This is a genomic window from Streptomyces sp. CG 926, from assembly GCF_003148825.1.
In the GTDB taxonomy this organism is placed as follows: Bacteria; Actinomycetota; Actinomycetes; order Streptomycetales; family Streptomycetaceae; genus Streptomyces.
The window spans coordinates 74,351-98,038 of record NZ_QGGZ01000010.1; the positions used below are offsets into that span (position 1 = coordinate 74,351).

At 72.6% G+C, this 23,688-nt stretch carries 25 protein-coding genes; 15 read left to right on the top strand and 10 right to left on the bottom strand.

Features of this window, described 5'->3' with window-relative positions; genetic code table 11:
- The first annotated feature begins 114 nt into the window (after positions 1-114).
- The 7 genes from BCL76_RS25515 to BCL76_RS25545 all read left to right on the top strand — a co-directional run bounded on the left by BCL76_RS25515 (position 115) and on the right by BCL76_RS25545 (position 8,505).
- Positions 115-678 carry an HPP family protein gene (locus BCL76_RS25515; protein ID WP_258309898.1) on the top strand — a complete coding sequence of 188 codons (564 nt, stop codon included), beginning with the start codon at positions 115-117 and terminating at the stop codon, positions 676-678.
- A 381-nt stretch (positions 679-1,059) separates the two neighbouring features.
- Positions 1,060-2,280, top strand: coding sequence for a cytochrome P450, cyclodipeptide synthase-associated (locus BCL76_RS25520; protein ID WP_109781732.1), 1,221 nt, complete (start codon positions 1,060-1,062; stop codon positions 2,278-2,280).
- A gap of 70 nt (positions 2,281-2,350) precedes the next feature.
- Positions 2,351-2,743 (top strand): nuclear transport factor 2 family protein, encoded by a 393-nt coding sequence (locus BCL76_RS25525; RefSeq protein WP_109781733.1) that lies wholly within the window; start codon positions 2,351-2,353, stop codon positions 2,741-2,743.
- Between the two features lie 126 nt (positions 2,744-2,869).
- A complete protein-coding gene (locus tag BCL76_RS25530; protein WP_109781734.1) occupies positions 2,870-4,873 on the top strand; it encodes an ATP-binding protein in 2,004 nt (667 codons plus the stop codon).
- 108 nt (positions 4,874-4,981) lie between these two features.
- Entirely contained in the window at positions 4,982-6,508 is a 1,527-nt protein-coding gene (locus BCL76_RS25535; protein ID WP_109781735.1) for an MFS transporter, read from the top strand.
- A gap of 77 nt (positions 6,509-6,585) precedes the next feature.
- Complete coding sequence (locus tag BCL76_RS25540; RefSeq protein WP_109781736.1) at positions 6,586-7,026, top strand: SRPBCC family protein; 441 nt, start codon at positions 6,586-6,588, stop codon at positions 7,024-7,026.
- 114 nt (positions 7,027-7,140) lie between these two features.
- A complete protein-coding gene (locus BCL76_RS25545) occupies positions 7,141-8,505 on the top strand; it encodes a carotenoid oxygenase family protein (RefSeq protein ID WP_109781737.1) in 1,365 nt (454 codons plus the stop codon).
- Between the two features lie 164 nt (positions 8,506-8,669).
- On the opposite strand, the gene BCL76_RS25550 is transcribed toward BCL76_RS25545, so the two are convergent.
- Both BCL76_RS25550 and BCL76_RS25555 read right to left on the bottom strand, forming a co-directional pair.
- On the bottom strand, positions 8,670-9,617 hold the full coding sequence (locus tag BCL76_RS25550; protein WP_181382728.1) for an NADP-dependent oxidoreductase: 948 nt from the start codon (positions 9,615-9,617) through the stop codon (positions 8,670-8,672).
- A 192-nt stretch (positions 9,618-9,809) separates the two neighbouring features.
- Positions 9,810-10,418 carry a CGNR zinc finger domain-containing protein gene (locus tag BCL76_RS25555; RefSeq protein ID WP_109781739.1) on the bottom strand — a complete coding sequence of 203 codons (609 nt, stop codon included), beginning with the start codon at positions 10,416-10,418 and terminating at the stop codon, positions 9,810-9,812.
- An 81-nt stretch (positions 10,419-10,499) separates the two neighbouring features.
- On the opposite strand from BCL76_RS25555, the gene BCL76_RS25560 reads away from it, so the two are divergent.
- Both BCL76_RS25560 and BCL76_RS25565 read left to right on the top strand, forming a co-directional pair.
- Positions 10,500-11,312: an MBL fold metallo-hydrolase gene (locus BCL76_RS25560; protein ID WP_109781740.1), complete on the top strand. Its 813-nt coding sequence runs from the start codon at positions 10,500-10,502 to the stop codon at positions 11,310-11,312.
- Positions 11,313-11,473: 161 nt separating this feature from the next.
- Entirely contained in the window at positions 11,474-11,863 is a 390-nt protein-coding gene (locus BCL76_RS25565; protein WP_109781741.1) for a hypothetical protein, read from the top strand.
- Between the two features lie 206 nt (positions 11,864-12,069).
- Here BCL76_RS25565 and BCL76_RS25570 read toward each other — a convergent pair whose 3' ends face one another.
- Both BCL76_RS25570 and BCL76_RS25575 read right to left on the bottom strand, forming a co-directional pair.
- Positions 12,070-12,459 (bottom strand): hypothetical protein, encoded by a 390-nt coding sequence (locus BCL76_RS25570; RefSeq protein ID WP_181382729.1) that lies wholly within the window; start codon positions 12,457-12,459, stop codon positions 12,070-12,072.
- Between the two features lie 28 nt (positions 12,460-12,487).
- Positions 12,488-13,027 (bottom strand): DoxX family protein, encoded by a 540-nt coding sequence (locus BCL76_RS25575; RefSeq protein ID WP_109781743.1) that lies wholly within the window; start codon positions 13,025-13,027, stop codon positions 12,488-12,490.
- 197 nt (positions 13,028-13,224) lie between these two features.
- On the opposite strand from BCL76_RS25575, the gene BCL76_RS25580 reads away from it, so the two are divergent.
- From BCL76_RS25580 to BCL76_RS25590, 3 genes are all read left to right on the top strand, one after another.
- The gene (locus BCL76_RS25580) at positions 13,225-15,129 is read left to right on the top strand and encodes a diacylglycerol kinase family protein (RefSeq protein WP_109781744.1); all 1,905 of its coding nucleotides are present in this window, start codon (positions 13,225-13,227) and stop codon (positions 15,127-15,129) included.
- A 1-nt stretch (position 15,130) separates the two neighbouring features.
- A complete protein-coding gene (locus BCL76_RS25585; protein WP_109781745.1) occupies positions 15,131-16,111 on the top strand; it encodes a YihY/virulence factor BrkB family protein in 981 nt (326 codons plus the stop codon).
- Positions 16,112-16,174: 63 nt separating this feature from the next.
- Positions 16,175-17,041 (top strand): phosphatase PAP2 family protein, encoded by an 867-nt coding sequence (locus BCL76_RS25590; RefSeq protein WP_109781746.1) that lies wholly within the window; start codon positions 16,175-16,177, stop codon positions 17,039-17,041.
- 73 nt (positions 17,042-17,114) lie between these two features.
- On the opposite strand, the gene BCL76_RS25595 is transcribed toward BCL76_RS25590, so the two are convergent.
- The 3 genes from BCL76_RS25595 to BCL76_RS25605 form a co-directional block, all read right to left on the bottom strand.
- Positions 17,115-17,309, bottom strand: a complete 195-nt coding sequence (locus BCL76_RS25595; protein WP_109781747.1) for a hypothetical protein — start codon at positions 17,307-17,309, stop codon at positions 17,115-17,117.
- 71 nt (positions 17,310-17,380) lie between these two features.
- A complete protein-coding gene (locus tag BCL76_RS25600; protein WP_258309899.1) occupies positions 17,381-17,824 on the bottom strand; it encodes an SMI1/KNR4 family protein in 444 nt (147 codons plus the stop codon).
- Between the two features lie 132 nt (positions 17,825-17,956).
- Complete coding sequence (locus tag BCL76_RS25605) at positions 17,957-18,316, bottom strand: hypothetical protein (protein ID WP_030732855.1); 360 nt, start codon at positions 18,314-18,316, stop codon at positions 17,957-17,959.
- 238 nt (positions 18,317-18,554) lie between these two features.
- Here BCL76_RS25605 and BCL76_RS25610 point away from each other — a divergent pair, with 238 nt between their 5' ends.
- Both BCL76_RS25610 and BCL76_RS25615 read left to right on the top strand, forming a co-directional pair.
- Positions 18,555-19,736, top strand: a complete 1,182-nt coding sequence (locus tag BCL76_RS25610; RefSeq protein WP_109781749.1) for a UDP-N-acetylglucosamine--N-acetylmuramyl-(pentapeptide) pyrophosphoryl-undecaprenol N-acetylglucosamine transferase — start codon at positions 18,555-18,557, stop codon at positions 19,734-19,736.
- Between the two features lie 50 nt (positions 19,737-19,786).
- On the top strand, positions 19,787-20,638 hold the full coding sequence (locus BCL76_RS25615) for an alpha/beta fold hydrolase (RefSeq protein WP_109781750.1): 852 nt from the start codon (positions 19,787-19,789) through the stop codon (positions 20,636-20,638).
- Here the strand turns inward: BCL76_RS25615 and BCL76_RS25620 are convergent.
- Positions 20,635-21,549 (bottom strand): NAD(P)H-binding protein, encoded by a 915-nt coding sequence (locus tag BCL76_RS25620; RefSeq protein WP_109781751.1) that lies wholly within the window; start codon positions 21,547-21,549, stop codon positions 20,635-20,637. The two genes, BCL76_RS25615 and BCL76_RS25620, sit on opposite strands and share 4 nt — an antisense overlap.
- Positions 21,546-21,986 (bottom strand): nuclear transport factor 2 family protein, encoded by a 441-nt coding sequence (locus BCL76_RS25625; protein ID WP_109781752.1) that lies wholly within the window; start codon positions 21,984-21,986, stop codon positions 21,546-21,548. Before BCL76_RS25625 ends, BCL76_RS25620 begins: the two co-directional genes overlap by 4 nt.
- Positions 21,987-22,083: 97 nt before the next feature.
- Between BCL76_RS25625 and BCL76_RS25630 the strand changes: the two genes are divergently transcribed.
- On the top strand, positions 22,084-22,698 hold the full coding sequence (locus BCL76_RS25630; protein ID WP_109781753.1) for a TetR/AcrR family transcriptional regulator: 615 nt from the start codon (positions 22,084-22,086) through the stop codon (positions 22,696-22,698).
- Positions 22,699-22,734: 36 nt separating this feature from the next.
- Here BCL76_RS25630 and BCL76_RS25635 read toward each other — a convergent pair whose 3' ends face one another.
- Entirely contained in the window at positions 22,735-23,652 is a 918-nt protein-coding gene (locus tag BCL76_RS25635; protein WP_109781754.1) for a LysR family transcriptional regulator, read from the bottom strand.
- Positions 23,653-23,688 lie beyond the last annotated feature (36 nt).

Here is a 23,688-nt window from a genome sequence, read left to right on the forward strand (position 1 = left end):
GATACGCAGGGGTTGTAGGCAGGTGACAGATCGGCGGTGCAGGGTGGCCGGCGGTGCGCGAGCCCTCCCGTCGCGCCCGCCCCCCGTACCGCCGCCGTGCCAGGAGCCGCCCTCGTGAAAGCTGACTCCCTGCTGTCCCGCCGACGCGTGCCCGGCCCCGAGGCGCCTCACGACGACGTACCGCTCCCGACGGGGCGCGGGCGCCGAACCGCCTGGCACGGGGCGGCAGCGGCCCTGCACGGCGTCGGCGCGGTCACCACCGTCCTGCTGGTGCTCGCGGCCATCGGGGCGGTGATCGGCGAACCGGTGCTCATACCGTCCCTCGCCGCCACCGCCGGAGTCCTGCACAGCGCTCCCACCCTCCCCATGGCCCAACCCAGGAGTGTCGTCGTCGCCCATCTCCTGGGCGCGGGCGCGGGGTACGCGGTCCTCGCGCTGTCGCAGAGCAACCCCTGGAGCGCGGCGCTGGCCGGGGGGTTGACGTTCGCCGCGACCACGCTGGCCCGGACCCCGCACTCCCCCGCCTGCGCGACCGCGGTCGTCGTCGTGCTGCAGACCCCGGCACCCGCACGGTTCGTCCCTCTGCTGCTCGCGGCCAGCGTGGTCCTCGTGGTCGCCGGTTTCGTGGCGTCCCGGGTGCGCCGGGGGGCGGCCCGGTACCCGGTTCGTTGGTGGTAGCGCGGCCCGGTACCCGGTTCGTCGGTGGTGGCGCGGCTCGGTCCGCCGGCTCCGCCCTCATCGGGGCGGCCGACCCCGGCCCGTGTGCGGCCACGGCCCATCAGGCCGCCGACCGGGTGCCCTGAGCTGCGGCGCTTGCGTCGGTTTCCACCCAATGGCCGGGGGCGAACTCCTGCCAACCGGCGCAACCCCGCACGCCGTTCGCACGTCTTGCAGGCCGGATCACCCACCTGTTCCTTCTCTCGCGTCGTTCCTCCCGCACGCGAAGGGGGCAGGCGGCCGTCCACGGCCGGAACCCCCTTCGGCCAGGACCGGGGCGGCGGCTCGTGCCGACCTCCGCTCGCGTCCCTCCGTGCGTCGCGCAGTTCGAGAGGTCTCCCCATGCCCGTGGTCGATACCGATTTCAGCGTCCTGTCCGAGGACTTCGCCGCTGCCCCCGACCGCTACTTCGCAGCACTGCGGGAACGGGCTCCGGTGCATTACGAGCCGGAGATCGACAGCTATTTCGTCTCCCGCCACGCGGACGTGAAACGGGTGCTGACCGACCACGAGCTGTTCACCACCGAGATGCTGCAGGTGCGCGCCGAGCCGGTGATGCGCGGGCCGGTCCTCGCCCAGATGACCGGGGCCGAGCACACCGCCAAACGAAGAATCGTCGTCCGGGCCTTCACCGGCTCGGCTCTCCAGGACCGGATACCTGTCATCCGCGCCCGTGCCGAAGCGCTCATGGCCCCGTTCCTCCCTCTGGGCCGGGTGGACCTGGTCAACGACTTCGGCAAGCCGTTCGCCATCCACGCCACGCTCGACGTCCTGGGCCTGGAACGCGAGGACTGGCGCCAGGTGGCCGTCTGGCACGGCGGAGTGGCCGAGTTCATCACCGGCCTGAACCTCACCCCCGAGCGTCGCCGCCACTGCGTCGAGCACGCCGAGCAGTTGGAGGCCTACCTCCTCCCGGTGATCGAACAGCGGCGCCGCAACCCGGGCGACGACCTGATATCCCAGCTGTGCACCGCCGAGTTCGACGGCATCGCCATGAGCGATCGCGATGTCACCGCGCTGATCATCAACGTTCTGGTGGCCTCCACCGAACCCGCGGACAAGACCCTCGCCCTGCTCTTCAAACACCTCATCGACCATCCCGAGCAGCTGGCGCAGGTCCGCCGGGATCCCGATCTGCTGGGCGCCGCGATCGCCGAGACCCTGCGCCACACCCCGCCGGTACAACTCATTCCCCGCCAGGCGAAGGAGGACACCGTGCTCGCCGGCACCACCGTCCCGGCGGGTGCCACCGTCTTCTGCATGATCGGCGCGGCCAACCGCGACCCCGACGCCTTCAGCGCCCCGGACACCTTCGACATCCACCGCCCGGACCTGGGCACCGCCCGCTCCTTCACCGCTGCCGCCCAGCACCTGGCCTTCGGTACCGGCCTCCACCAGTGCGTCGGCGTCGCCTTCGCGCGCGCCGAGCTCGAAACCGTCGCCGCGATGCTCCTACCCCTGCTCGACCAGGTCCGTTACAGCCCGGGCTTCCGCTATCAGGAGGCCGGCCTCTACACCCGGGGCCCGGTCGCGCTGTCGCTGGACTTCACCCCCGTCCGCTGACGCGACACCGTACGCGACCGGCGTACGCCCCACCGTCCCCGTACACCCCCCACCCCCAGGCGAAGACACCATGACATCGACCGACATCACCCGAGCCATCGACGATCTGCTGTTCACCCCCGGCCTCGACCTCACCGAAGCCATCGATCGGCACTTCACCCCCGACTACCGCCAGCGCACCAACGGCGTGTGGAGTGACCGCGCCTCCTTCACCCAGCACATGACACGCCTTCGTTCCATGATCCGCAGCGGACACATCGAGGTCCACGACGAGCTCCGTGACGGAACGCGCTACGCCGACCGCCACACCGTCACCCTCGTCCACGAGGACGGGCACACCTCCCGTACCGAGGTCTACCTCTTCGCCGAGCTGTCCTGCGACGGCCGCTTCCGGCGCGTCGAGGAGACCACCCTCCTGATCACCGGTGACGCCGCTGACGGGAACATCGGTCTCGTCCAGTGAGGTCGACGGGCCTGGGCGAGGCGCCGCTTCGCGCGGGCCCGGGGAGTTCGCGAGAGGGCCGGGCCCCGCGACCGCTGTCCACTGCTGGAACAACTGGAACCGCTGCAACAAAGGGATGGAGCCGCCATGGTGTCCGTGGGGGAAAGACTGAGCAGAGCGCGTGTACGCGCGTTCGTCGGCCGGGACGAGGAACTCGGGCGATTCGGCGAGGCGTTGGCGGGTGATCCGCAGGCGCCGTTCGCGTTCTACGTGTACGGGCCGGGCGGCATCGGCAAGTCGACGCTGCTGCGGCGGCTGGCGGACCATGCCCGGGCCGCCGGCCGGCTGCTCGTCGAACTCGACGGCCGGTTCGTCAGCCGGGACCCGGCCGATTTCGAGCACGCCGCCGGACCGTTCCTGGACGTGCCGGGCACGGTCCTGTTCGTGGACTCGTTCGAGCACTGCCAGTGGCTGGAGAGCTGGCTGTGGCACCACTTCCTGCCGCGCGCCGCGGACGACACCCTGGTCGTCCTGGGGGGCCGGCGGGCTCCGCAGCCGCAGTGGGCCGCCGATCCGGCCTGGTCCCGGCTCCTGCACGTGAGCGAGCTGGAGCCGTTCTCCGCGGAGCAGGCCCGGAGCCTGCTGGTGGCCGCGGAGATCCGGCCCGAACTGCGGGACCGGGTGCTGCGCTTCGCCGGGGGCAACCCGCTCGCGCTGTCGCTGGCCGCCGCGGCCGGGTCCGAGGGCTGCGGCCGGGAGGAGATCTGGGCGCCGACGGCGGACGTGCTGCGCACCCTACTGGCGGGGCTGATCGGGGAGGTGCCCACGGCGGCCCACCGCCGCGCCCTGGAGGTGGCGGCGCAGGCCCACTCGACGTCCGAGGAGCTGCTGGCCGCGGTGCTCCCCGGGGAGGACGTCCATCCGCTCTTCTCCTGGCTGCGCGACCTGCCCTTCATGGAGTCCACTCTGCGAGGACTGCATCCGCACGACGCGGCACGCGAGACGCTGGCCGCCGACCTGCGCTGGCGGGCGCCCAACGCCTTCGAGGCGATGCGCCAACGCCTGGCGGACGAATACCTGCGCATCCTGCGCGAGGCGCCCGAGGAACGGGTATGGACCGTCACCGACGATCTCTTCTACCTGTTCCGGGAGGGCGCGACCCTGGCCCGGCTGCGTTCCTGGTCCCGCGAGGACGAGGTCCACGACCGTCCGCTGCACCCGGACGACATCGATGTCATCCTGCGCATGGCCACCGAGACGGAAGGGGCCGCCTCGGCGGACCTGGTCCGTTACTGGGCGGGGCGTCAGCCGCAGGCGTTCAGCGTCTACCGGCTCGTGAACACGGGCCGGATCGTGGCGTTCACGGCGCGACTGGTCCTGCCGTCCCCGCCCGATGCCCAGGACCTGGCCACCGATCCCGTGGTGGCGGCGGCCTGGCGGTACACCGAGGAGACCGACCCGGTGAGCCCCGGCGAGCACATCGGCATCAGCCGCTTCTCGGTCTACCCCGAGCAGTACCAGGTGCCCTCGCGGGTCATCGACCTGAGCAGTTCCCGGGCCCAGGCGGAGGCGGCCCGCGCCCGGGGGCGGGCGTACGGGTTCGCCGTCTTCCAGGACGCCGAGACGTGGGCCGAGCGCGTCAAGGGCACGTTGGTGGACACGCGGGCGCGGCCGCGGGTCGGCGCCTACACGTACGGGCTGTTCGCCGTCGACTGGCGTCGACTGCCGGTGGAGACCTGGCTGATGCACTTCATCTCGGCCACCGAGGCCCCCGCCGCCCCCTCCGGGCCGTCGCCGGTCTCGCGTAGTGCGTTCGACCAGGCCGTACGCGAGGCGCTGGCCCACTGGCGGGACGCGGACGCCTTCGCCGCGTGTGCGCTGATGCGTTCCCGTCTCGCCGCCGACTTCGACAGTCCTGTCGGGGAGTTGCGTGCACTGTTGCGCGGGGCCGTCGACGACCTCGGGCTCGACCCGCGCGGGGTGCGCGCCCGCGAGGCCCTGACGGCCGGCTACTTCTCCGGTGCGCCCACCCAGGAGGCTGCAGCCCGCCGCCTGGGTCTGCCGTACGGGACCTACCGTCGCCACCTGCGCCAAGGACTGGACCTGCTCTGTGAGGCCCTGTGGCAGCAGGAGTTGCACGACCCGCGTTAGCGTCGGTGGACAGGCTCGGTCCGGGTGGACAGGTGCGGACAGGAGTGGACAGTGGCCGCTCCTGTCGGGCCTGGATAGTGGACACCGTCCGCGCCGAGTCTGTGCGGCATGAACGTTGCACTCACGCAGACGGGCCGAGCGCCAGGCCGGGTCCCCGGGCCGGGAGCGGTGCTCGCCGCGCTCGCCGCGGCCCAGTTCACCGTCATGCTCGCCACCTCGATCGTCAATGTGGCGCTGCCGCAGATCCGAGCCGGGGCGGGACTGTCGGACGGCGGGACCACCTGGGTGGTCAATGCGTACGGCCTGGCGTTCGGGGCGCTGCTCCTGGCGGGTGGCCGGGTCGCCGACCTCCTCGGCCGCCGCCGGGTACTGGTCGGCGGGCTCGCCCTGTTCGCACTGGCTTCGGTGGTGGCGGGCCTGACCACCTCCTCCGGCGTGCTGATCACCGCCCGTGCGGTGCAGGGTGTCGGCGCCGCCGCGATCGCCCCGGCCGCGCTCGCCCTGGTGATGGACCGGTTCCCGCCCGGCCCCGGGCGCGGTAGGGCACTGGGCGTGTGGGGAGCGGTCTCCGGCGCGGGAGCGGCGGGCGGCGTGCTGCTGGGCGGTCTGCTCACCCAGGCGTGGGGCTGGCCCTGGATCTTCCACTCGGTGGCCCTCGGATCGGCGGTGGTGCTGGCCGCCGTGGTGGCGCTGGTGCCACGGGACGCCGAAGCGGAGTCCGGACGGCAAGGCGAGCGGCAAGGCGCGGCGGAGCACGGGCGGTTCGATCTGCTGGGCACCTTCGCCGTCACCCTCGCCCTGACCGCTCTGGTGTGGGGGCTGACCACGGCACGCGACGCCGGCTGGACGGACGCCCGGGTGCTGGGCTCCCTCGGCGCCGCCGCCGTACTGCTCGTGGCCTTCTCCGTGATCGAGCGCCGCCGGCCGAACGCGCTCGTACCACCGCGGCTGCTCCGCGCCGGTCAGGTCGCCGTGGGCAATGTACTCATGGCGCTGCTGGGGTCCGTATGGATCGCATTGTTCTTCTTCCTGCCGCTCTACCAGCAACAGGTTCTGGGATCCGGCCCCTTGCTCACCGGGGTAGGACAACTCCCGCTCGCCTTGGCGCACATGATCGGCTCTGCTCTCGCTCCGCGTATCGCCCGAGTCATCGGGGCCACCGCGACCGTGACCGCGGCTCTGCTGACCGAGGCCGCCGGTCTGTTGTGGTTGTCGCGGATGCGGCCGGACGGGAGCTACCTCGTCGACGTCCTCGGGCCGAGCGTCCTGGTCGGCCTGGGCCTGAGCATCGCCTTCGTGCAACTGACCGCACTCGCCGTGGACGGCGTACCCCGCCAGGACGCCGGCCTCGCCGGCGGCCTGGTGAACACCACCCGCCAGGTCGGCGGCGCCGTCGGACTCGCCGCCCTCGCCACCCTGGCCGGCTCCGTCACCGCCCACGCCACCACCGACCGGCCACCCCTGGACGCCCTCACCGCCGGCTACCAGGCCGCCTTCACCGTCTCCGCCGCCATCCTCGCCACCACCGCACTCCTCGCGCTGTTCCTGACCCGCCGTACCGGGGCGCGTACCGCGACCGGCACCGGTGCCGGCGCCCGACCGGTCGGCATCCCGCCTGTCCCGCAGGACCGGTAGCCGAGCGACAGCCGCACCGGCCGTCAGTCTTACCCGCCGCACCACCGACAGATCTCCTCCAGACAGGAAGTAGCCCCATGGTCACCATCGACGAGACCGCCCCCGTGATCGTCCGCCTGAGCACCGTGATCGACGCCCCGCTCACGACCGTGTGGGCGCTGCACACCGATGTGGCGGCCTGGCCCGCCTGGAACACGGACATCGACCGGACGATCGTCGACGGGCCGCTGGTGCCCGGCAGCTCCTTCAGCTGGCTCACCCACGGCCTGGACATCACCTCCACCGTGCAGGAGCTGGTTCCGGGGAAGCGGATCGTGTGGGGCGGGACCGTCGCGGGCATCGTCGGCGTCCACGTATGGGCCTTCGAACAGTCCGACGCCGGCGTCGTCGTGCACACCGAGGAGTCCTGGAGCGGAGCGCCCGTCGACGCCGAGGTCGACGAACTCGGCAAGGCCCTCCACGACTCGCTCGAAGGCTGGCTCTCGCACCTCAAGGTCCGGGCCGAGCAGCCCGTCTGACCAGGCACCACATCCGCGCCGCCCCGCACACACCTATCCGCGCGACCACCTGCTCCGCGCGTACGCACATCCACGCATCCACGCATCCACGCATCCACGAGAGAGATTCCCGCCATGACGACCACCCCTCCGTACCTGACCGGCCACTACACCCCCGTCGCCGAGGAGGTCTCCGCCACCGGCCTCACCGTCGAGGGCACGCTGCCCCCCGAGTTGACCGGTCGGCTGCTGCGCAACGGTCACAACCCCAAGCCCGGTGTCACCCCGACGCACTGGTTCAAGGGCAGCGGCATGGTCCACGGCATCCGCCTGCGGGACGGACGCGCCGAGTGGTACCGCAACCGCTGGGTCCACACCCCCGCCCTCGACGGCGCCCCGTACATGACCGAACACGGCCCCGACCTGACCGCCAGCGCAGCCGGCACCCACGTCATCGAACACGCCGGACGCCTCCTCGCCCTCTGCGAGGCCAACCTCCCCTTCGAACTCACCCCCGACCTCGACACCGTCGGCGCCTACGACTTCGACGGAAAACTACGCACCGCCATGACCGCACACCCCAAGGAGGACCCGGTCACCGGCGAGCTGCACTTCTTCGGCTCCTCGCCCTTCCCGCCGTTCCTGACCCACTACGTCGCCGACACCAAGGGCGCCATCACGCACAGCGCCGAGGTCCCCGGAGCGACCGCCTCCCTCAAGCACGACTTCGCCATCACCCGCCGCCATGTCGTCTTCGTCGAGGGAAACGTCACCTTCGACCACACCGAGAGCTCGGGCATCCCGTACAGCTGGAGCGACCACCAGCCCTCCCGGATCGGCGTCATGCCCCGCGGCGAGAACGGCGCCCGCCACACCCGCTGGTTCTCCATCGAGCCGGGCAACATGCTCCACGTCTCCAACGCCTACGAGGACGGCCAGGGCCGCATCGTCCTGGAAGGCCCCACCGTCGACCGGGAAGGCTTCCGCCTCTCCTGGAACTGGTGGATCGGCGCCCCCGAGCGCGGCAGCGAGCCCGTCACCCGCTCCTACACCCGCCGCTGGGTGCTCGACCTGACCGCCGGCACGGTCGACGAGCAGATCATCGACGACCTTCCCGTCGAGTTCCCCACCATCAACGAGGACTACCTCGGCGCCGAGAACCGCTACCAGTACGCGATCTCCTTCCCCGACGAGAAGGGCTTCGGCGGCTACGGCATCGTCAAGTACGACCGCACCACCGGCGCGCGCCGCATCCACCAGATCGGCGACGCCCGCATGCCGAGCGAAGCCGTCTTCGTCCCCGCCGCCGACACCACCCGCGAGGACGACGGCTACCTCCTCACCGTCGTCTCCGACCTCAAGCAGAACGCCTCGCAACTCCTGGTCCTGGACGCCTCCGGCCTCGACCGGATCGCCACCGTCCATCTCCCCCACCGCGTCAGCGCCGGACTCCACGGGTCCTGGATCCCCGACAGCACCCTGGACGGTTCCGCGGGCTGACCCTGAGCGGGGATGCGGCGCGCCCCGCCGCGTCCACCACCGCTCACCCGAAACGGCCCTCCCCCCGGGGCCGACTGCCGGAGCCGCGAGCATCTCGCGGCTCCGGCGCTCCGGCGCTCCGGCGCGAAGAATCAGGGGAGATCACCACCATGACCCGGTAGCTGTCAGGTCGTGATGACCAGCTTGCCGCGGACGTGCCCGTGCAGGAGGGCGGTGCGGGCCTCGTCGATGGAGGCGAGGGGGTAGTCGCGGGTCTCGGCGACGCGCAGGCCGCCCGCCGTCACCCCGGTGGCGAGACGGGCCATGTCCTCGCCGGTGGCGCGGTAGGCGAAGTTCACCGCCCTGATTCCCCGGGCGGCGAGAGCGTCGGGATCGGTGGCGAAGACCGTGCTGAGCAGCCGGCCGCCGTCGCGCAACAAAGGTGCGATACGGGTGGCGACCGTCTCGGCGTCGTCGGCGAGGTCGACAACGGCGTCGATGCCGTCGGGGTGGGCGGAGCGGACGGCGTCGGCGACATCGGTGGTGCGGTGATCGATGGTCTCGGCCGCGCCCAGGGAGCGTGCGTACTCGTGGTCCGCGGCGGCCGCGACGGCGATGACGTGGGCACCACGGTCCGCGGCCATCTGCAGCGCATAGGAACCCACGCCTCCGGTCGCACCGACCACCAGGAGCTTCTCCCCCTCGGTCAGGCCGAGCCAGTCCACCACGCTCTGCGCGGTCCCGCCCGTCATCGGCAGCGCCGCGGCTGACACCGGGTCCAGGCCCTCGGGGCGCAGCGCGAGGGCCGCCTGCCCGGGGGCGGTCATGTATTCGGCGAACGAGCCGTGCTCGAAGGAGCGCGGCCACACCAGGCCGAACACCTCGTCGCCGACGGTGAAGTCGGCGCCCTCACCGGCTGCGGTCACCGTGCCGGCGACGTCGAAGCCGAGGGTGAGGGGGAAGGAGAACTCGGCTCCCGAGCCGGCCAGCTCTCCGCCGGCCGTCTTGAAGTCGAGCGGATTGACCCCCGCCGCGCGCACCTTGATCTGTACCTCGCCCGGCCCGGGGTCCGGAACGGGCATCTCCCGGAGGCTCGGGGTATCACCGAAGGCGTCGATGACGTAAGCACGCATAGCGGGGCCTTTCAGGATTGGCCGCCGAACCCCTACGGCAAGAGGCGCCGAGCGGCCGGACGCCGGCATGTTCCGTAACGGATCATCGCCCGGGAACGCCGGACGGAGCCTTCCAGCACACCCCGGGCTCCCAGGGCAGACCCGGACGGCGTATGCGCGCGCAGCCCGGCACGGCGCTTCGGCCCAGCGGCGTCATTGCGTCCCGGTCGCGCTGCGGCGGGCGTAGGCGCGGGCGGCGCGGGCTCGGTCGCCGCAGCGGGTGGAGCACCAGTGGCGGCGGCCCTGGCGGAGGAGGTAGCGGTTGCAAGGGGTGGAACCGCATGCGGTGAGGCGTTCGGCGTTCGGGGAGGTGAGGAGGTCGGCGGCGTCGGCGGCGAGAGCGGCCAGGGCGTGATCGAGGATCGCGGTGGTGGGGTGGGGCGCGGCGCGGTAGGGGCCGTTCTTGTCGTCCCACTGCAGCAGCGGCGCGGTGGGGACGCGGGTCATCGCGTCGTTGACGGCCCTCACGGCGGCGGGGAGGGCCGGGAGGCCCGCGACACGGGCCGCGAACAATGACCTGACCTGTTCGCGCAGTGAGCGCAGCTGCGTCGTGCACATCTCCTGGATACCGGCGTCGACCGGGGCGAGACCGCGTTCCGTCAGCCAGCGGTTCGCCCGATCAGGGGTCCCCAAGAGGTCGACGGTGTGCCCGCCGGGCCGCGCGACGGCGCTGTTGGCAAGCGCGAGGGAGATGTGCTCCTCCTCGCCCTGGGCGGGGGGCGGGACGGGCTCTTCCATCGCGGGCTCCTTCACATTCCTCATGGTACGCCTTGCAGCTATCCGTGAGAAGCCGCTACGGTCGTCTCACGGTTCATCCGAATCCATCCGTGAGGTGTCACTCCCATGCCTTCTGTACCCGCATCCACATCGACGGACCAGTTCCCCGTTCGTGTTCTCGGCGGCCCGACCGCCCTCTTCGTGTACGGAGGCCTGCGCTTCCTGACGGACCCGACCTTCGACGCCCCCGGCGACTACCCGGCGCCCGGCGTGACCCTGACCAAGACCGCGCCCTCCACCTCGACCCCCGGCGACCTCGGCCCCATCGACGTGGTCCTGCTCTCCCATGACGAGCACCCCGACAATCTCGACGTCTCCGGCCGGGCCCTGCTCGCGGACGTCCCGCTCACCCTCACCACCACCGGCGGCGCACAGCGCCTCGGCGGGAAGGCCAAGGGATTGGCCGACTGGGAATCCGTCGAACTGGACCGCCCGGACGGCGGCACGGTGACCGTGACCGGCGTACCCGCCGTCCACGGACCCGGCGCGCGCGAGGAGGTCGAACCGGTCCTCGGCCACGTCGTCGGCTTCGTCCTGACCGGCGAAGGCCTGCCCACCCTCTACATCAGCGGGGACAACGCGTCCCTCACCGCGGTCAAGGAGATCGCCGCACGCTTCGCCCCGGTGGACACCGCGATCCTCTTCGCCGGAGCCCCCCGCTTCCCCGCCCTCTTCGACGGCGGGCTGATCGTCCTGGACAGCCCCCAGGCCGCCGAGGCCGCCGAGATCCTCGATGCCCGCCGCGTCGTCCCCGTCCACTGCGACAGCTGGGCCCACTTCACCGAAGGTCACGACGACCTGGAAGCGGCCTTCACCGCCGCCGGACTCGCCGACCGCCTGGACCCGGACTGGCGCCGGTACTCCTCCCTGCCGTCCTGAGCGGGAGGCGCGGGGGGCTGTCACGCGCCTGTGACAGTCGGCGGACAGCTTCATGAAGTCCCGGGGTCAGCCTTTTAACCAGAGAGCAAAACGGGACATACCGCCCCACAGTCTCTGGAACCGAGCCCCTCCCCCCACCACCTCACACAGGAGTCACTCCCATGGTCCGCACCTCCCGGAAGCAGCGATACGCGATGCTCGCCGTCTCGGCCGCGATCGTCGGAGGTGGCACGCTGATCCCCACCAGCGCCTTCGCCGCCACCACCACCGCACCGACGACCCAGCACGCCGCCACCGGACAGGTCGACCACACCAAGAACGACCACCGGAACAACCAACGACACAACGACAAGGACAAGAAGAACCAGAAGCACCAGGGCAAGAAGAACAAGGTCCGCGACGTCGAGAACATGCCCGGCTGCAAGTTCTACCAGGGCAAGGTCTACTGCGAACACAAGCCCGAAAAGCCCGCCGCCCCGGCACCCGCGCCGGCACCCGCCCCGGCCCCCGCCCCGGCACCGGCACCGGCACCGGCACCGGCACCGAAGTAGAACCCCACAGCACGGAGCGCCACGGCGCCCGACCGATCAGCCCCTGCCGGACCCCACCCCGGGACCGGTCAGGGGCCTCGGGCGTTGCACCCACCCCGCTGGGTGGGTGCGATCCTCAGCCCGGCGCGGAACGGGGGTCGATGCACCGACGGTTCGTCCTCAGGTGTCGGTCCGCCCGCGAAGGTCACGTCCGTGAGCGCGGTTCCTCAGTCGTCCTCGGGCCGGACCGTCCTCTCGTCCGGCCCGGTCCGCAGGTCCAGCATGGCGAGCAGGGCGGCGAGGTCATCGGGGCCGGCGGTACGGGACGCGACCGCCTCATGGGCTCGCTCGCGCCGGCCGGCGGCGGCGCCCGTAGAGGTGTCCCGACACCTCGACTCGCCCGTGACACCCGCTCCGGAACCGATCTCCCCGCCGGAGAACGACCGGTGCTCGGCGGCGCGTGCGCAGGTCGGGGTGACAGCCGGGCGACGGGTGCGCCGGGCGCTCCGGGCGACGCCGGCCAGGATCTCCGCCAGGAAGCGGGGGCGCAGCGCATTCGGCCGGAGCAGCGGGCCGATGGGTATCCGCAGGGCGTTGCGACGGGCGGCGTCCGCCATGTGGTCCTCCTCGCCGTTCGGTCGGGGCTCAGCGGGAGCCGGTGAGGGAGCCTGCGACCCCCTTGGCCCGGTGGACCGTACGCACCGCCGCTGCTTCGACGGGGCGGCGGACGGCATCCACCGGGTGCCGGCGGTCGAGCGCGTGCCGGGAGCGGAAGACGAGCGAGGGCTTGCCGTGCGTGTCGGCGGCGGCGATGAGGAGCCCGCCCAGCGAGGCGAGGTCGGTCAGGAAGTCGGCGCGCTGCCGCGCGCGCTCGTCGGGGTCCTCCACCGTCCAGAAGGCATGTGCGGCGAGGGAAGTCGGCACGAGCGTGGCGGCGAGGGTCAGTGCGCTCAGGCGTGGGGCACGTCCGGTCGCGAACATCAGAGCCGCCGCGGCCTGGACCGCGCCGGTGACGCGCGCCAGCTGCAGCGGATCTCCGGCCAGGGCCGGGATGCGCTTCCCGATCTCCTGGATGACGGGTCGGGCCGCTTCCGCGGCGGTCTCGGGGCGGCGCAGGGTGCGTAGTCCGCCGGTGACGAACGGGGCGGCGAGCAGGGGACGGGCGAGCTTTCGGAGAACGGCCATGGCCCGCTGTTGCCCAAACCCCGCCCGTCCATCCGGCCGGATCCACCCCGACTGTCGGCGTCGGACGTCCGGGCGCCCCCGGAACGGCGGCCGCGTCCGCCTCCTACCGCGGCCTGCCCATGGTCGAACCGGAGCCTGCCCATGGTCGAAGCGGCGGTGGGACGCATGACCGGGCCGGGTCGGGCAACACGTCGGCCATGAGCAACGCACACACCGCAGGCGTGAGATCCGGCCGCCTCCTCCTGCTGCTTCCCTTGCAGGCGGCCTCGGTCGCCGGTCTGGGATTGCTGGTCACCGGCCCACTGGCAGACCGATGGCCTCTCTCGGTGGAGGACGGCGTCAACCGGGCCTTGGCGGACCGGCGAGAGGCCCTCGCCACCGCGCTCTCGGAGGGGATGTCCCTGCTGGCCTCCACCCGGAGCATCGTCACGCTGACGCTCGTCGCCGTGCTGGCCCTGCTGCTCCTCCCCGGGGTGCCCCGGCTCCGCCGGTGGCGGGATGCCGCGTTCCTGGCCGGGTCCGTGGCTGCTCAGTCCGCCGTCTTCCTGCTCGTCACCATGGTGGTGGGCCGGGCCCGGCCCGACGTGAGCCACCTGGACGCGGCGCCGCCGACCTCCAGCTTCCCCTCCGGGCACGTCGGAGCCGCCACGGCGCTCTTCGGTGGACTCGCGGTGCTCGCGGCCCGGCGGTTGCGCGGCGCCGAGCGCGCTCTGGTGGTGGGCCTGCTCCTGCTCATCCCGCCGGCCGTGGCCGCCTCCCGGCTGTACCGAGGCATGCACCACCCGTCGGACGTCGTGGTGGGGCTGCTGAACGGTGGGTGCACCCTGCTGGTGATGGCGTACGTGCTGCTCCTGTCCACGCCCGGTACGAGGACCTCGGCCGGCCTCCCCACGCCCCGGAGCAACCCGGACGACGCCCAGGCCGCCACGCCGGTCCCGGAACAGGTCTCCGCCGACGCTCCCGCCGGGCCGCGCCGGGCCGTGGTGGTCCGCCATCCGCACGGCTGCGGTGACGGGACGGCCGCCCGGGTGCGGGCCCTGCTGCGCCACCACGGCTACACGGACCAGGCGTGGACCTCGACCAGCGCCGAGGAGCCCGCGGGCGCACTCGCCGCCCGCACGGCCGAGGCGGACACCTCCCTGGTGGTGGTCTGCGGAGGCGACGGCACCGTACGGGCCTGCGCCGACGTGCTGTCCGGCGGCGCGATCCCGCTGGCGATCGTCCCCTGCGGCACCGGCAACCTCCTCGCCCGCAACCTGCGACTGCCCTCCGATCCCGACACGGCCCTGCGGGAGGCCTTGGCCGGGGCCACCGTCGGAATCGACCTGGGCCGGATCCACGGTGACGGACTCGCGCCGACCCGGTTCACGGTCATGGCCGGGGCCGGGTTCGACGCCGCCATGGTCCGGGACGCCTCCGCCCGGCTCAAGCAGCGCCTGGGCTGGGCCGCGTACGTACTCTCCGCCCTGCGCCACCTCGGCGATCCGCGGATGCGTCTGACGATCCGGCTCGACGGGGGCGCCCCGCTGGAGCGGCGGGCCCGCATGGTCGTCCTCGGCAACGTCGGCTCCCTGCAGGGCGGTTTGCCCCTCCTGCCGGACGCCCGCCCCGACAGCGGCCGGTTGGAGGTGGTGCTCCTCGATCCGCGTGGTGTCGCGGGCTGGCTCGCGGCGGGCAGGCACCTCCTGACCCGTTCGGCGACGCGGACGTCCGGGCCACGCCTCTCCGCCGGCCGGGACCGGCGGGCGGCGGGCGGGGCGTTGGAGTACTTCAGCGCCGAGCGGATCGACCTGCGCTTCGCCCGACCCCAGCCGCGCGAGCTCGACGGGGACGCCTTCGCCGCCGGAACCCGGCTGACCGCCGAGGTCGAGCCGGGCGCGCTGCGCGTCTGGCTGCCCAACCCCGGGGAGGGCGATCCGGTCGGAGCAACCGGGACGGTCGGAGCAACCGGGACGGTCAAGGCAGCCGATACGGCCGGGGCAACCGATGCGGCCGGGGAGCCTGACGGGTACGGGTGCACTGCCAGGTTCGGGGAGCCCCACGGCGTTCAACGCGCGGGCCGTCCTCCCGCGCGGACCCGCCGACCGGACGGAGTGCGCTGACATGGGCACCGCCACGCGCGTACCGCAGCGCAGCGAAGTCGAGGCAGCGGAGGCCGAGCTGCGAATACAGGGCGAGGAGCTCTCCGCCGAGGAGGCGTGGGCCGCGCTGCGCCGTTACGGCGGCTGGAACCTCGTACGGGACTCCTTCGTCCGGTTCCGGTACGCCGACGGGTTCAGCCACTCCCGGGCTCTCGCCCTCCAGACGGTCCTCGCGATCCTGCCGCTCGCCATCGCGCTCATCGGCCTGTCGGGCGTCCTGCACACCGAGGACATCGGGCGGATCGCGGAGCTGACGATCCGCCGGCTCGTCAGTGGTCCCAGCGAGGGCGTCGTGGACGACGCCCTGCGGGAGAGCCGCCGCCAGGCCGGGGACGGCGGCGAGGTGGCCCTCTGGCTGGGTCTGCTCTTCTCGATCGCCAACGTCACCACCGGCATGTGCCAGGTCGAGCGCGGTGCCAACCGGATCTACGGCGTGGAGCGCGACCGCCCGTTCCTGCACAAGTACACCCGCGGACTGGTGATGGCCCTGTCGGCGGGGCTGCCCCTCGGGCTCGCCTTCTCGGTCACGGTGCTCGGTTCCGACCTGAGCCTCGCGATGACGGAGGTGTACCACCTGGGACCGACCACGCACCGGGCGTGGGACGTGCTGCGCTGGCCGTTGGGCATCCTGCTGGCCGTGGTGGCCACCAGCGTCGTCTTCCGCCGCTCCCCGCGCCGCACCCAGCCGGGCTACACCTGGCTCGCCTTCGGCGCCGCCGTCTACCTGGTGCTGTGGCTCGGCGCGACGTCGGCGCTGAGCCTGTACGTCGGGGCCGACAGCTCCTTCACCACCGTGTACGGGCCGCTCAGCGCCTTCATGGCACTGATGCTGTGGTCCTACCTCACCTCGCTCGCCCTCTTCCTGGGGCTGTCCTTCGCCGCCCAACTGGAAGCCGTACGGGCGGGTGTGGCCGAGCCGGTCACGGCGGACCCGGGGAGCTGAGGCACCGGCCCACGGGACCGCCGGCCCCTGCCCCACCGTACGGAGAAAGGAACTCCACCGACCATGACGCAGCGATCCGACCGACCCCGGACCCGACCTCGGCCTCGGCCCCGACCCCGGCTGTGGCGGCTGCCGGCGCGGCTGGTGTCGGGGCGGACCGGGCCCGACGCCCGGTTCGGCGTGCGGCTGGTGGCGACCTCGGCTGCGACCGCGCTGGCGGCCGTGCCCTTCTCGCTGGCGCTGGTCCTGGTGGAGTCGCAGTGGCCGCCGCTGCGCCGCCTCGACCAGGGCGCGGCCGAGTGGCTGCACCGCACCGCACTCGACCACCCCGCCTGGGTCCGGGCACTCGAATTCCTCACGCACGTCGCCTGGGGGCCGCTGACCATGCGGCTGTTGGTGGCTGCGGTGGTGGTGTGGCTGCTGTGGCGCCGGGCGCTACGGCTGGCCGCCTGGGCGGCCGTGACCGCCGTCGCGGGAGGCCTGGTGGGCCTGCTGGCGAAGAACGCGGTCGAGCGCGCCCGGCCGCACCTGCCCGACCCGGTTTCCCAGGCGCCCGGCTTCTCCTTCCCCTCCGGGCACGCCATGACGGCCACCACTTCCTGCGCCGTGCTGCTGCTGGTCCTGCTCCCGCTGGTGCCGCGCGCGTGGCGGCCGGCGGCCTGGGCGCTCGCCGTGACCGCGGTCCTCGGCGTCGGCGGCACACGGGTCGCGCTCGGCGTGCACTGGGTGAGCGACGTGGTCGGGGGCTGGCTGCTGGGCCTCGCCGTGGTCACCGCCACCACCCTGGCTTTCGAGGCGTGGCGCGGCGACATCGGCCGCCCCCGCACCACACCCGCCCAGGGCCTGGAACCGGAACTGGTGACGGCCCACCCGGAGCCGCCGGCCGGCGGCGGGGACGTCACGACCACCGCGCACCGCTCGACACCGTAGATCGACCGGCGTGGAACCGACGTACGGCGGCGGACCCGGCTCCGCCGCCGCATACGCACCGACCCTCGGCCCCCTACAACGGCAGGGCCAGACGGGACGCGATACGGAAGCGCATCTCGCCCGCGGCTTGACGGACCTCCGCCGGCTGCGCGTCGTCGTCGAGCGCCCCGAGGAGGACCATCAAGGCTCTCGCCTCGTCCCCGCTCAGCAGTTTCAGGCGCGGTTCGGTCACCCCGTCGAGGAGCACGTCCAGCAGGTCTTCGGTCATGCCCGGAACAACGCCCAGGCGTCCCGTCCGTCACCCCGGCCGCTCACAGAGCAGGTGCCACAGGGGAGGTGCTACAGCTCGATCTTCCCTGTCAGCCGCCATTCGAGGTACATCGTGAGGCTCGGTGCCACCCAGGTGCGGCTGTCGTCCTCGTGGTTCCAGGCGAAGACATCGGGCCGATCGATCGTGGAAAGGAGCGCGAACAGGTCTCCGTTCCCCGCGTCCGCGAAGAAGAGCAGCGGGTCGAACGGCATGTAGAGGGTGCTGAACGCGACATCCCCGCGCAGGTTCCGGTTCTCGGACGTGATGCTCTCGGCGGACCAGATGAGCCCGTCACCGTACTCGTCCTCGATGCCGTTGCTCTCACGCAGCAGGGAGGCGAGATCCGCGGGCACCGCATGGCCGAGGAGTGTCGCGCAGCGGAGCAGCGCCGCCTCCGATACGGGAGGCCGGCAGAGGGTTGTGCCGGGCAGGGCCGCAACGGCTTCGGTCCACACGGTTGAACCGACCTCCATGAGCTGTGTCTTGTGGCCGAGGCAGCCCCCAGCACCGCCGCCCTTGGACCGGGCCCGAGAGTCGACCGACGTGACCGATCGTCGAGCGAACAGTACGACCCCGGTCGGGGAGAGGGAAGGCCGGGGGAAGGGTCAGGACGCCTTGTGGCGGCTCTCGGATTCGGCGTTGGCCATGGCTTCGGCTTCGCTTTCGAGCATCGCTATGGCCACGCCGAACGCCTGGGCGATGTGGCCGGCGGCCGACATGACCCGCGCGGTGCCCACGACCGGGGCGATCGCGACGAGCACGTCCTGCAACTGCTCGACGGTGAAGTCGGCCTTGACCGCGGGGCTGATGTGGGCGAGGTAGGAGATGGCCGGGGCGTCCATGGCGACGAGGGCGGCTATGCGTGTGGTGATGAGAGTCTTCTCGTCCATGCCGCAGTGCTCGATGGAGTCGATGGTCATCGCGGCGAGCGTGTCGAGAACGGGAGCGTCAGACCTGGTGGCCATGTCGGAACCGCCTTTCGGTGCTGAACTGAGCCGGCCGCGCCGGCCCTGACCGCGGGACCAGGGGCGTGTCGGCGGGGTGCCGTTTCAGGGTAGGCGTCCACCGAAGGCCGCGCCCGTTGGGCTGTCCGGGCGAATTCGGGACCGTCCGGGCGCTGCGCCGGCGAGCCGGTCGGGGGCCCTTCGCCGGTGCCCCGACCCGATCGGAGGCCATGGGTGGAACGGACAGTAGGGTTGCCGGATGGACGCTTCCTCGTACCCCCGTCCCTTCCGCCTGCTCGTGACGGGCGGTGGGACCGGCGGTCACACCTACCCTGCTCTGACAGCGGTCCGCACGTTGCGTGACCGCCTCGCGGCCGAAGGCGCCACGCTCGACGTGCTGTGGATCGGAACCGCGGACGGTCTGGAGGCACGTGTCGCCCCGGCGGAGGGCATCGCGTTCCGGACGGTGGCCACCGGGAAGATCCGCCGGTCGGCGAATCCTCTGAAGATGCTCTCGGCGGCGAACGTCAAGGACATGGCGCGGGTACCGCTCGGTGTGGCCCAGGCCCGTACGGTCGTGTCCGAGTTCCGGCCGGACGTGGTCCTGGCGACGGGCGGGTACGTGGCCGTTCCGGCGGGGCTGGCCGCCCGGTTGTGCAAGCGCCCGCTGGTCCTGCACGAGCAGACGGTCCGGCTGGGGCTGGCCAACCGGAAGCTGGCCGGATCGGCGACGCGGATCGCGGTGTCCTCCGAGTCGTCCCTGCCGCTGCTCCCGGCCGAGGTGCGCGACCGGGCCGTGGTCACCGGGAACCCGGTGCGGCCCGAGATCCTGACGGGGCACCCCGACAAGGCGGTGCACGATCTGAACCTGACGGGGTTCGACCGGCGTCTTCCCACCGTCTACGTCACCGGCGGGGCGCAGGGCGCCCAGCAGATCAACGGCGTGGTGCGGGAGGTGCTTCCGTGGCTGCTGGGCCACGCGAACGTGATCCACCAGTGCGGGCCCGCCAACGTCGACGAGCTGCGGGCCGCCGCCGCGGCGCTCGATCCGTTCCTGGCGGGCCGCTACCACCTGACGGGCTTCGTCGGGCCGGAGCTGCCGGACGTACTGGCGCTCGCCGATGTGGTGGTGTCCCGGTCGGGGGCGGGGACCTTGGCGGAGTTGACCGCGCTGGGCAAGCCCGCCGTCTTCGTGCCGCTGGCCACTTCGGCCGGGAACGAGCAGGCGCACAACGCGCGGCACCTGGCGGATGCGGGGGCCGCGGTGGCTCTGCTCGGTGAGGTCACCGGGCGGACCCTCGCGGAGGCGGTCGGTCCGCTGCTGACCGACCCCGCCGGGCGGACGGCGATGGCGGCGCGGGCCCGTGCGTACGGGCGGCCGGACGCCGCCGACCGGCTCGTGGACGTACTGCTGTCCGCGGCTGCGGGGCCTTCCGACTGACCCATGCCGCCCGTACGTGGGCATGATGGGACGGGCGAGGAGGTGCGGTGATGGCTGAGCGCGTGATCGAGGTGGACGGCGTTGAGCTGTGCACCGAGTCCTTCGGCGATCCGGCGGATCCGCCCGTCCTGCTCGTCATGGGCCTGGGGGCTTCGATGCTCTGGTGGGAGGAGGACTTCTGCCGGATGCTCGCCGTGGGCGGGCGGTTCGTGATCCGCTACGACCACCGGGACACGGGCCGGTCGGTCACCTACGAGCCGGGCCACCCCGGGTACACCGGCGCGGACCTGGTCGCCGACGCCGTCCGGGTGCTCGCCGCCCATGGGATCCCGGCCGCGCACGTGGTGGGCGTCTCCGCCGGCGGGGCCCTCGCGCAGTCGCTCGCGCTCGACCACGCCGAGCGCGTGCTCTCGCTCGTCCTGATCAGCACCTCCCCCGCCGTGCCCGACGACGGTGACCTGCCCTCGGACCTGCCCCCGCCGACCGAGGAGTTCGCCTGGTTCGCCTCGACCGCCCGGGTCGACCGGTCGGACGCCGACTCGGTGATCGACCACCAGGTGGCGTACGCGCGCGTGCTCGCGGGAGGGCGGCGCCCGTTCGACGAGGCCGCCGTCCGCGTCCTCGTCCGCCGCGATGTCGAGCGCGCGCACGATTTCGACGCGGCCGGCAACCACGACTCGCTGACGGACGGCGAGCTCCCGCGGGCCCCGCTGTCCTCGATCGCCGTACCCACGCTGGTGATCCACGGAACCGCCGATCCGATGTTCCCGCTCCGACACGGTGAGGCCCTCGCGGAACGGATCCCCGGGGCGCGGCTGTTGGCTCTGCAGGACGCCGGGCACGGCATCGACCCCGCCGACCGGCCGACCGTCGCCGCCGCGATCCTCGACCACACCGCCTAGAGGATGTCCGGCCGGGCCGGGTGGGCGGTGAGTTCCCGGGCCGCGACCGTCCGGAAGGCGTGGGGCGGGCGGCCGGTGAGACGGTGGACAGTGTCCGTGGTGCGGTCCTCGGCTCCTTCGGCGATGGCCCGGTCCATCCCGGCCAGCATCGCGGCGAACGCCGGCGGAACGGCCGCCGCCAGACGGTCGCGCATCGCCTCGTAGGTCAGTCGGTGGTGGACCACCTGGCGGCCGGAGAGCTCGGTGAGGACCGCGGCGATGTCGTCGTGACTCAGTGCCTCGGGTCCGGTGAGGACGAGGTCGGTGTCGGGCGCGCGATCGTCGGTGAGCGCGCGGGCCGCGACCGCGGCGATGTCGTCGGCGTCCACGAATCCGACGCGTCCCGTCCCGGCCGCGGTCAGGATGACGCCGTCGGCGCGGATGCTGTCGGCGTGGGCGTGGCTGCCGGTGAAGTTCTGCATGAACCAGGAGGGACGCAGTACCGCCCATTCGTCGAACAGGCCGGGCAGGGCCGCGTGCACCTGTCCGACCGCCGGGCCGCCCTCGGTGATCGCCGAGGAGCTCAGCAGTACGGCGCGGCGCACGCCGGCGGCGCGGGCCCGGTCGAGGAAGGGCAGCATGACCGCCGCCGGGTCCGGATCGCCGACGGGTGGTACGAGGTAGACGCTGTCGGCGCCGGCGACGGCGGCGCCGAAACACGTCGGGTCGTACCAGTCGAAGCGGACCGGCTCGGCGCCCCGCACCGGTGCGGCCCGGCGGCTGCCGGCCTTGACGCGCCGGCCGGCGGCGACGAGGTGGGCCGTGGTGCGGCTGCCGGTGGTGCCGGTCGCGCCGATGACCAAGGTGGCCGCGGTGGCCGGGTTGGCCGGGGTGCCGGGGGCGTCAGGTGCGGTACGGGCGGTGGCGGTCATCGGGCGCTGCTCCTGGTGGGATGCGTGGTGAAGGCCGCCGCGGGTTCCTGGACGGCAAGGGGGTTCCAGTAGTCGCGGTACGAGGTGAACCGCCCGTCCTGGACGGTCACGACGGCGATGTAGGTCATGTCGAAGGGATTCCCGGTCGCGACCAGTCGGCCCACTCCACGCATCTCGACCACGATGGTGCTCGGCTCGGCGGTCTCGTGGATCCGTAGGTCCGGGAAGTCGTGCAGGTCGATGTGGTCGGGGTAGTCGCTCATGTACGCGGCGACGGCCTCCCGGCCCTCCAGTCGCCGGGGCCACCCCGCAGGCGCGAAGGGGAACTCCATGACTCCGTGTTCGGCCCACAGGCCGACCCAGGAGTCGATGTCCTTCTCCAGGAGCAGGCGGAGGCTGTGGCGGTACAGATCCGAGGGTGAGGTGGTCGTGGGCACGACGGTTCTCCGTCCACTACGATACGGACCGACGGTCCGTTTCTCTCTCCCGAAAGATACGGACCGCCGGTCCGTATCGCAAACCGGAGGGACTCCGATGACCGTCGAACGCAAGCCGCGCAAGGACGCGGTCCGTAACCGGGCTGCCGTCTTCGCCGCCGCCGACACCCTCTTCGCCCGGTGCGCGAGTCCCGAAGAAGTGACCATGGCCGACATCGCCGCGGCGGCCGGCGTCGGCAAGGCGACGCTGTTCCGCGCCTACGGTGACCGCAACGGGCTGATCCGCGCGCTGTACCAGGCCCGGCTCGAACCGATCACGGAAGCGGTCGAGCGGGGCCCGCAACCGCTGGGCCCGGCCACACCGGCGCCCCTGCGCGTACCGGCCCTGCTCGACGCCCTGCTGTGCTTCAAGCTCGACAACCGCCACCTCGCCCTGGCGTTGGAGGGAAGCGGAGCCGACAGTCCCTACCGGACCGAGCACTACGAGCACTGGCACACCCTGCTCCGGGACCTGCTGCGGCTCGTCCCCGGCCCGGCCGACACCGACTTCACCGCCCACGCACTGCTCGCGGCCACCCGGGCCGATCTGATCGCGTATCTGGCCGGCGAGAAGGAGGTACCCCGCGAGGAACTGCGGGCTCAGCTCGCGAGCTTCACGGCCGCGATCCTCGACGCCCGCACGGGGCCGGGGACGGCCGCCGCCGCCCAATGACCGCCGACGCGTCGCCGGTTGAGCCGTGCCGGGGGGTCAGGCCTGCGCCCAGCGGGCCGTGATCAGCGCGGCCTGCTCCCGCAGCGCCTCGATCAGTTCCTGGGCGGCGCCGGCCGAGGTGGACCGCAGGACGGCGACGCTGATCTCCCGGGCGAGCGCGGGTGTGGTGAGGGGCAGTACGGCCAGGTCGGGGCGGGGCGGCCCCAGGGCGAGCCGCGGGACGAGGGCCACGCCCGTCCCCGCGGCGACGAGGCCTTGGACCACCGCGTAGTCGTCGGTGCGCATCACGTGCAGGGGCTCGTACCCTTCCTGACCGCACGCCCATGCCAGCACACGGTCGCAGGGATCGTGCGGGTCCGAGGCGCCCACCCACGCCGTGTCCCGCAGTTCGCCGAGGGAGACCTGGTCCCGGGACGCGCAGGGGTGGTCCTGCGGCATGACCAGGAGCAGCGGATCGGACAGCAGCGGGTGCACTTCGAAGTGCTCGTCGAGGTCGAGGTCGTCGCCCGGCTGCGAGAAGACGAGTGCGGCGTCGAGCTCCTTGGCGCGCAGCCCGCGCAGCAGCAGGGGGAGCTCGCCCTCGGTGAGCGAGATGTGGACGCCTTGCTGATGGAGGCGCTTGACCGCGGGCGCCAACAGGAGGGCGCCCGCGGTGGGGAACGTTCCGATGTGGAGGGTGCGCATGCCGCGCTCGGCGAGGTTGCGTACCTCCAACTCGGCGTGACGCAGGCGGTCGAGTACGGCCTCGGCGTGCGGCAGCAGGGCTTCGCCGAGCTCGGTCAGGGTGGCGCCGCGCGGTCCGCGCTGGACGAGCCGGGCGTTGAAGTGGGCTTCCAGGGCGGCCAGATGGTGGGTGATCGTCGGCTGGCTGTAGTGCAGGGCGCGGCCGGCGGCGGCGAGCGATCCCTCCTGCGCGATGGAGCGGAGTACCTGGAGCTGCCGGACGTCGAGCATATAGACATCGTATGGAGGGGTAACGAAAAGTCCACC

Bases quoted from the DNA above. Each gene is read 5' to 3' on its own strand.
- BCL76_RS25600 (WP_258309899.1), bottom strand. From the start codon at position 17,824: ATGGAGGTCGGTTCAACCGTGTGGACCGAAGCCGTTGCGGCCCTGCCC.
- BCL76_RS25575 (WP_109781743.1), bottom strand. From the start codon at position 13,027: ATGGCCGTTCTCCGAAAGCTCGCCCGTCCCCTGCTCGCCGCCCCGTTC.
- BCL76_RS25535 (WP_109781735.1), top strand. From the start codon at position 4,982: ATGAACGTTGCACTCACGCAGACGGGCCGAGCGCCAGGCCGGGTCCCC.
- BCL76_RS25620 (WP_109781751.1), bottom strand. From the start codon at position 21,549: ATGACCGCCACCGCCCGTACCGCACCTGACGCCCCCGGCACCCCGGCC.
- BCL76_RS25565 (WP_109781741.1), top strand. From the start codon at position 11,474: ATGGTCCGCACCTCCCGGAAGCAGCGATACGCGATGCTCGCCGTCTCG.
- BCL76_RS25550 (WP_181382728.1), bottom strand. From the start codon at position 9,617: ATGCGTGCTTACGTCATCGACGCCTTCGGTGATACCCCGAGCCTCCGG.
- BCL76_RS25615 (WP_109781750.1), top strand. From the start codon at position 19,787: ATGGCTGAGCGCGTGATCGAGGTGGACGGCGTTGAGCTGTGCACCGAG.
- BCL76_RS25580 (WP_109781744.1), top strand. From the start codon at position 13,225: ATGAGCAACGCACACACCGCAGGCGTGAGATCCGGCCGCCTCCTCCTG.
- BCL76_RS25630 (WP_109781753.1), top strand. From the start codon at position 22,084: ATGACCGTCGAACGCAAGCCGCGCAAGGACGCGGTCCGTAACCGGGCT.
- BCL76_RS25545 (WP_109781737.1), top strand. From the start codon at position 7,141: ATGACGACCACCCCTCCGTACCTGACCGGCCACTACACCCCCGTCGCC.
- BCL76_RS25570 (WP_181382729.1), bottom strand. From the start codon at position 12,459: ATGGCGGACGCCGCCCGTCGCAACGCCCTGCGGATACCCATCGGCCCG.
- BCL76_RS25635 (WP_109781754.1), bottom strand. From the start codon at position 23,652: ATGCTCGACGTCCGGCAGCTCCAGGTACTCCGCTCCATCGCGCAGGAG.
- BCL76_RS25540 (WP_109781736.1), top strand. From the start codon at position 6,586: ATGGTCACCATCGACGAGACCGCCCCCGTGATCGTCCGCCTGAGCACC.
- BCL76_RS25585 (WP_109781745.1), top strand. From the start codon at position 15,131: ATGGGCACCGCCACGCGCGTACCGCAGCGCAGCGAAGTCGAGGCAGCG.
- BCL76_RS25555 (WP_109781739.1), bottom strand. From the start codon at position 10,418: ATGAGGAATGTGAAGGAGCCCGCGATGGAAGAGCCCGTCCCGCCCCCC.
- BCL76_RS25605 (WP_030732855.1), bottom strand. From the start codon at position 18,316: ATGGCCACCAGGTCTGACGCTCCCGTTCTCGACACGCTCGCCGCGATG.
- BCL76_RS25560 (WP_109781740.1), top strand. From the start codon at position 10,500: ATGCCTTCTGTACCCGCATCCACATCGACGGACCAGTTCCCCGTTCGT.
- BCL76_RS25590 (WP_109781746.1), top strand. From the start codon at position 16,175: ATGACGCAGCGATCCGACCGACCCCGGACCCGACCTCGGCCTCGGCCC.
- BCL76_RS25525 (WP_109781733.1), top strand. From the start codon at position 2,351: ATGACATCGACCGACATCACCCGAGCCATCGACGATCTGCTGTTCACC.
- BCL76_RS25530 (WP_109781734.1), top strand. From the start codon at position 2,870: ATGGTGTCCGTGGGGGAAAGACTGAGCAGAGCGCGTGTACGCGCGTTC.
- BCL76_RS25520 (WP_109781732.1), top strand. From the start codon at position 1,060: ATGCCCGTGGTCGATACCGATTTCAGCGTCCTGTCCGAGGACTTCGCC.
- BCL76_RS25595 (WP_109781747.1), bottom strand. From the start codon at position 17,309: ATGACCGAAGACCTGCTGGACGTGCTCCTCGACGGGGTGACCGAACCG.
- BCL76_RS25610 (WP_109781749.1), top strand. From the start codon at position 18,555: ATGGACGCTTCCTCGTACCCCCGTCCCTTCCGCCTGCTCGTGACGGGC.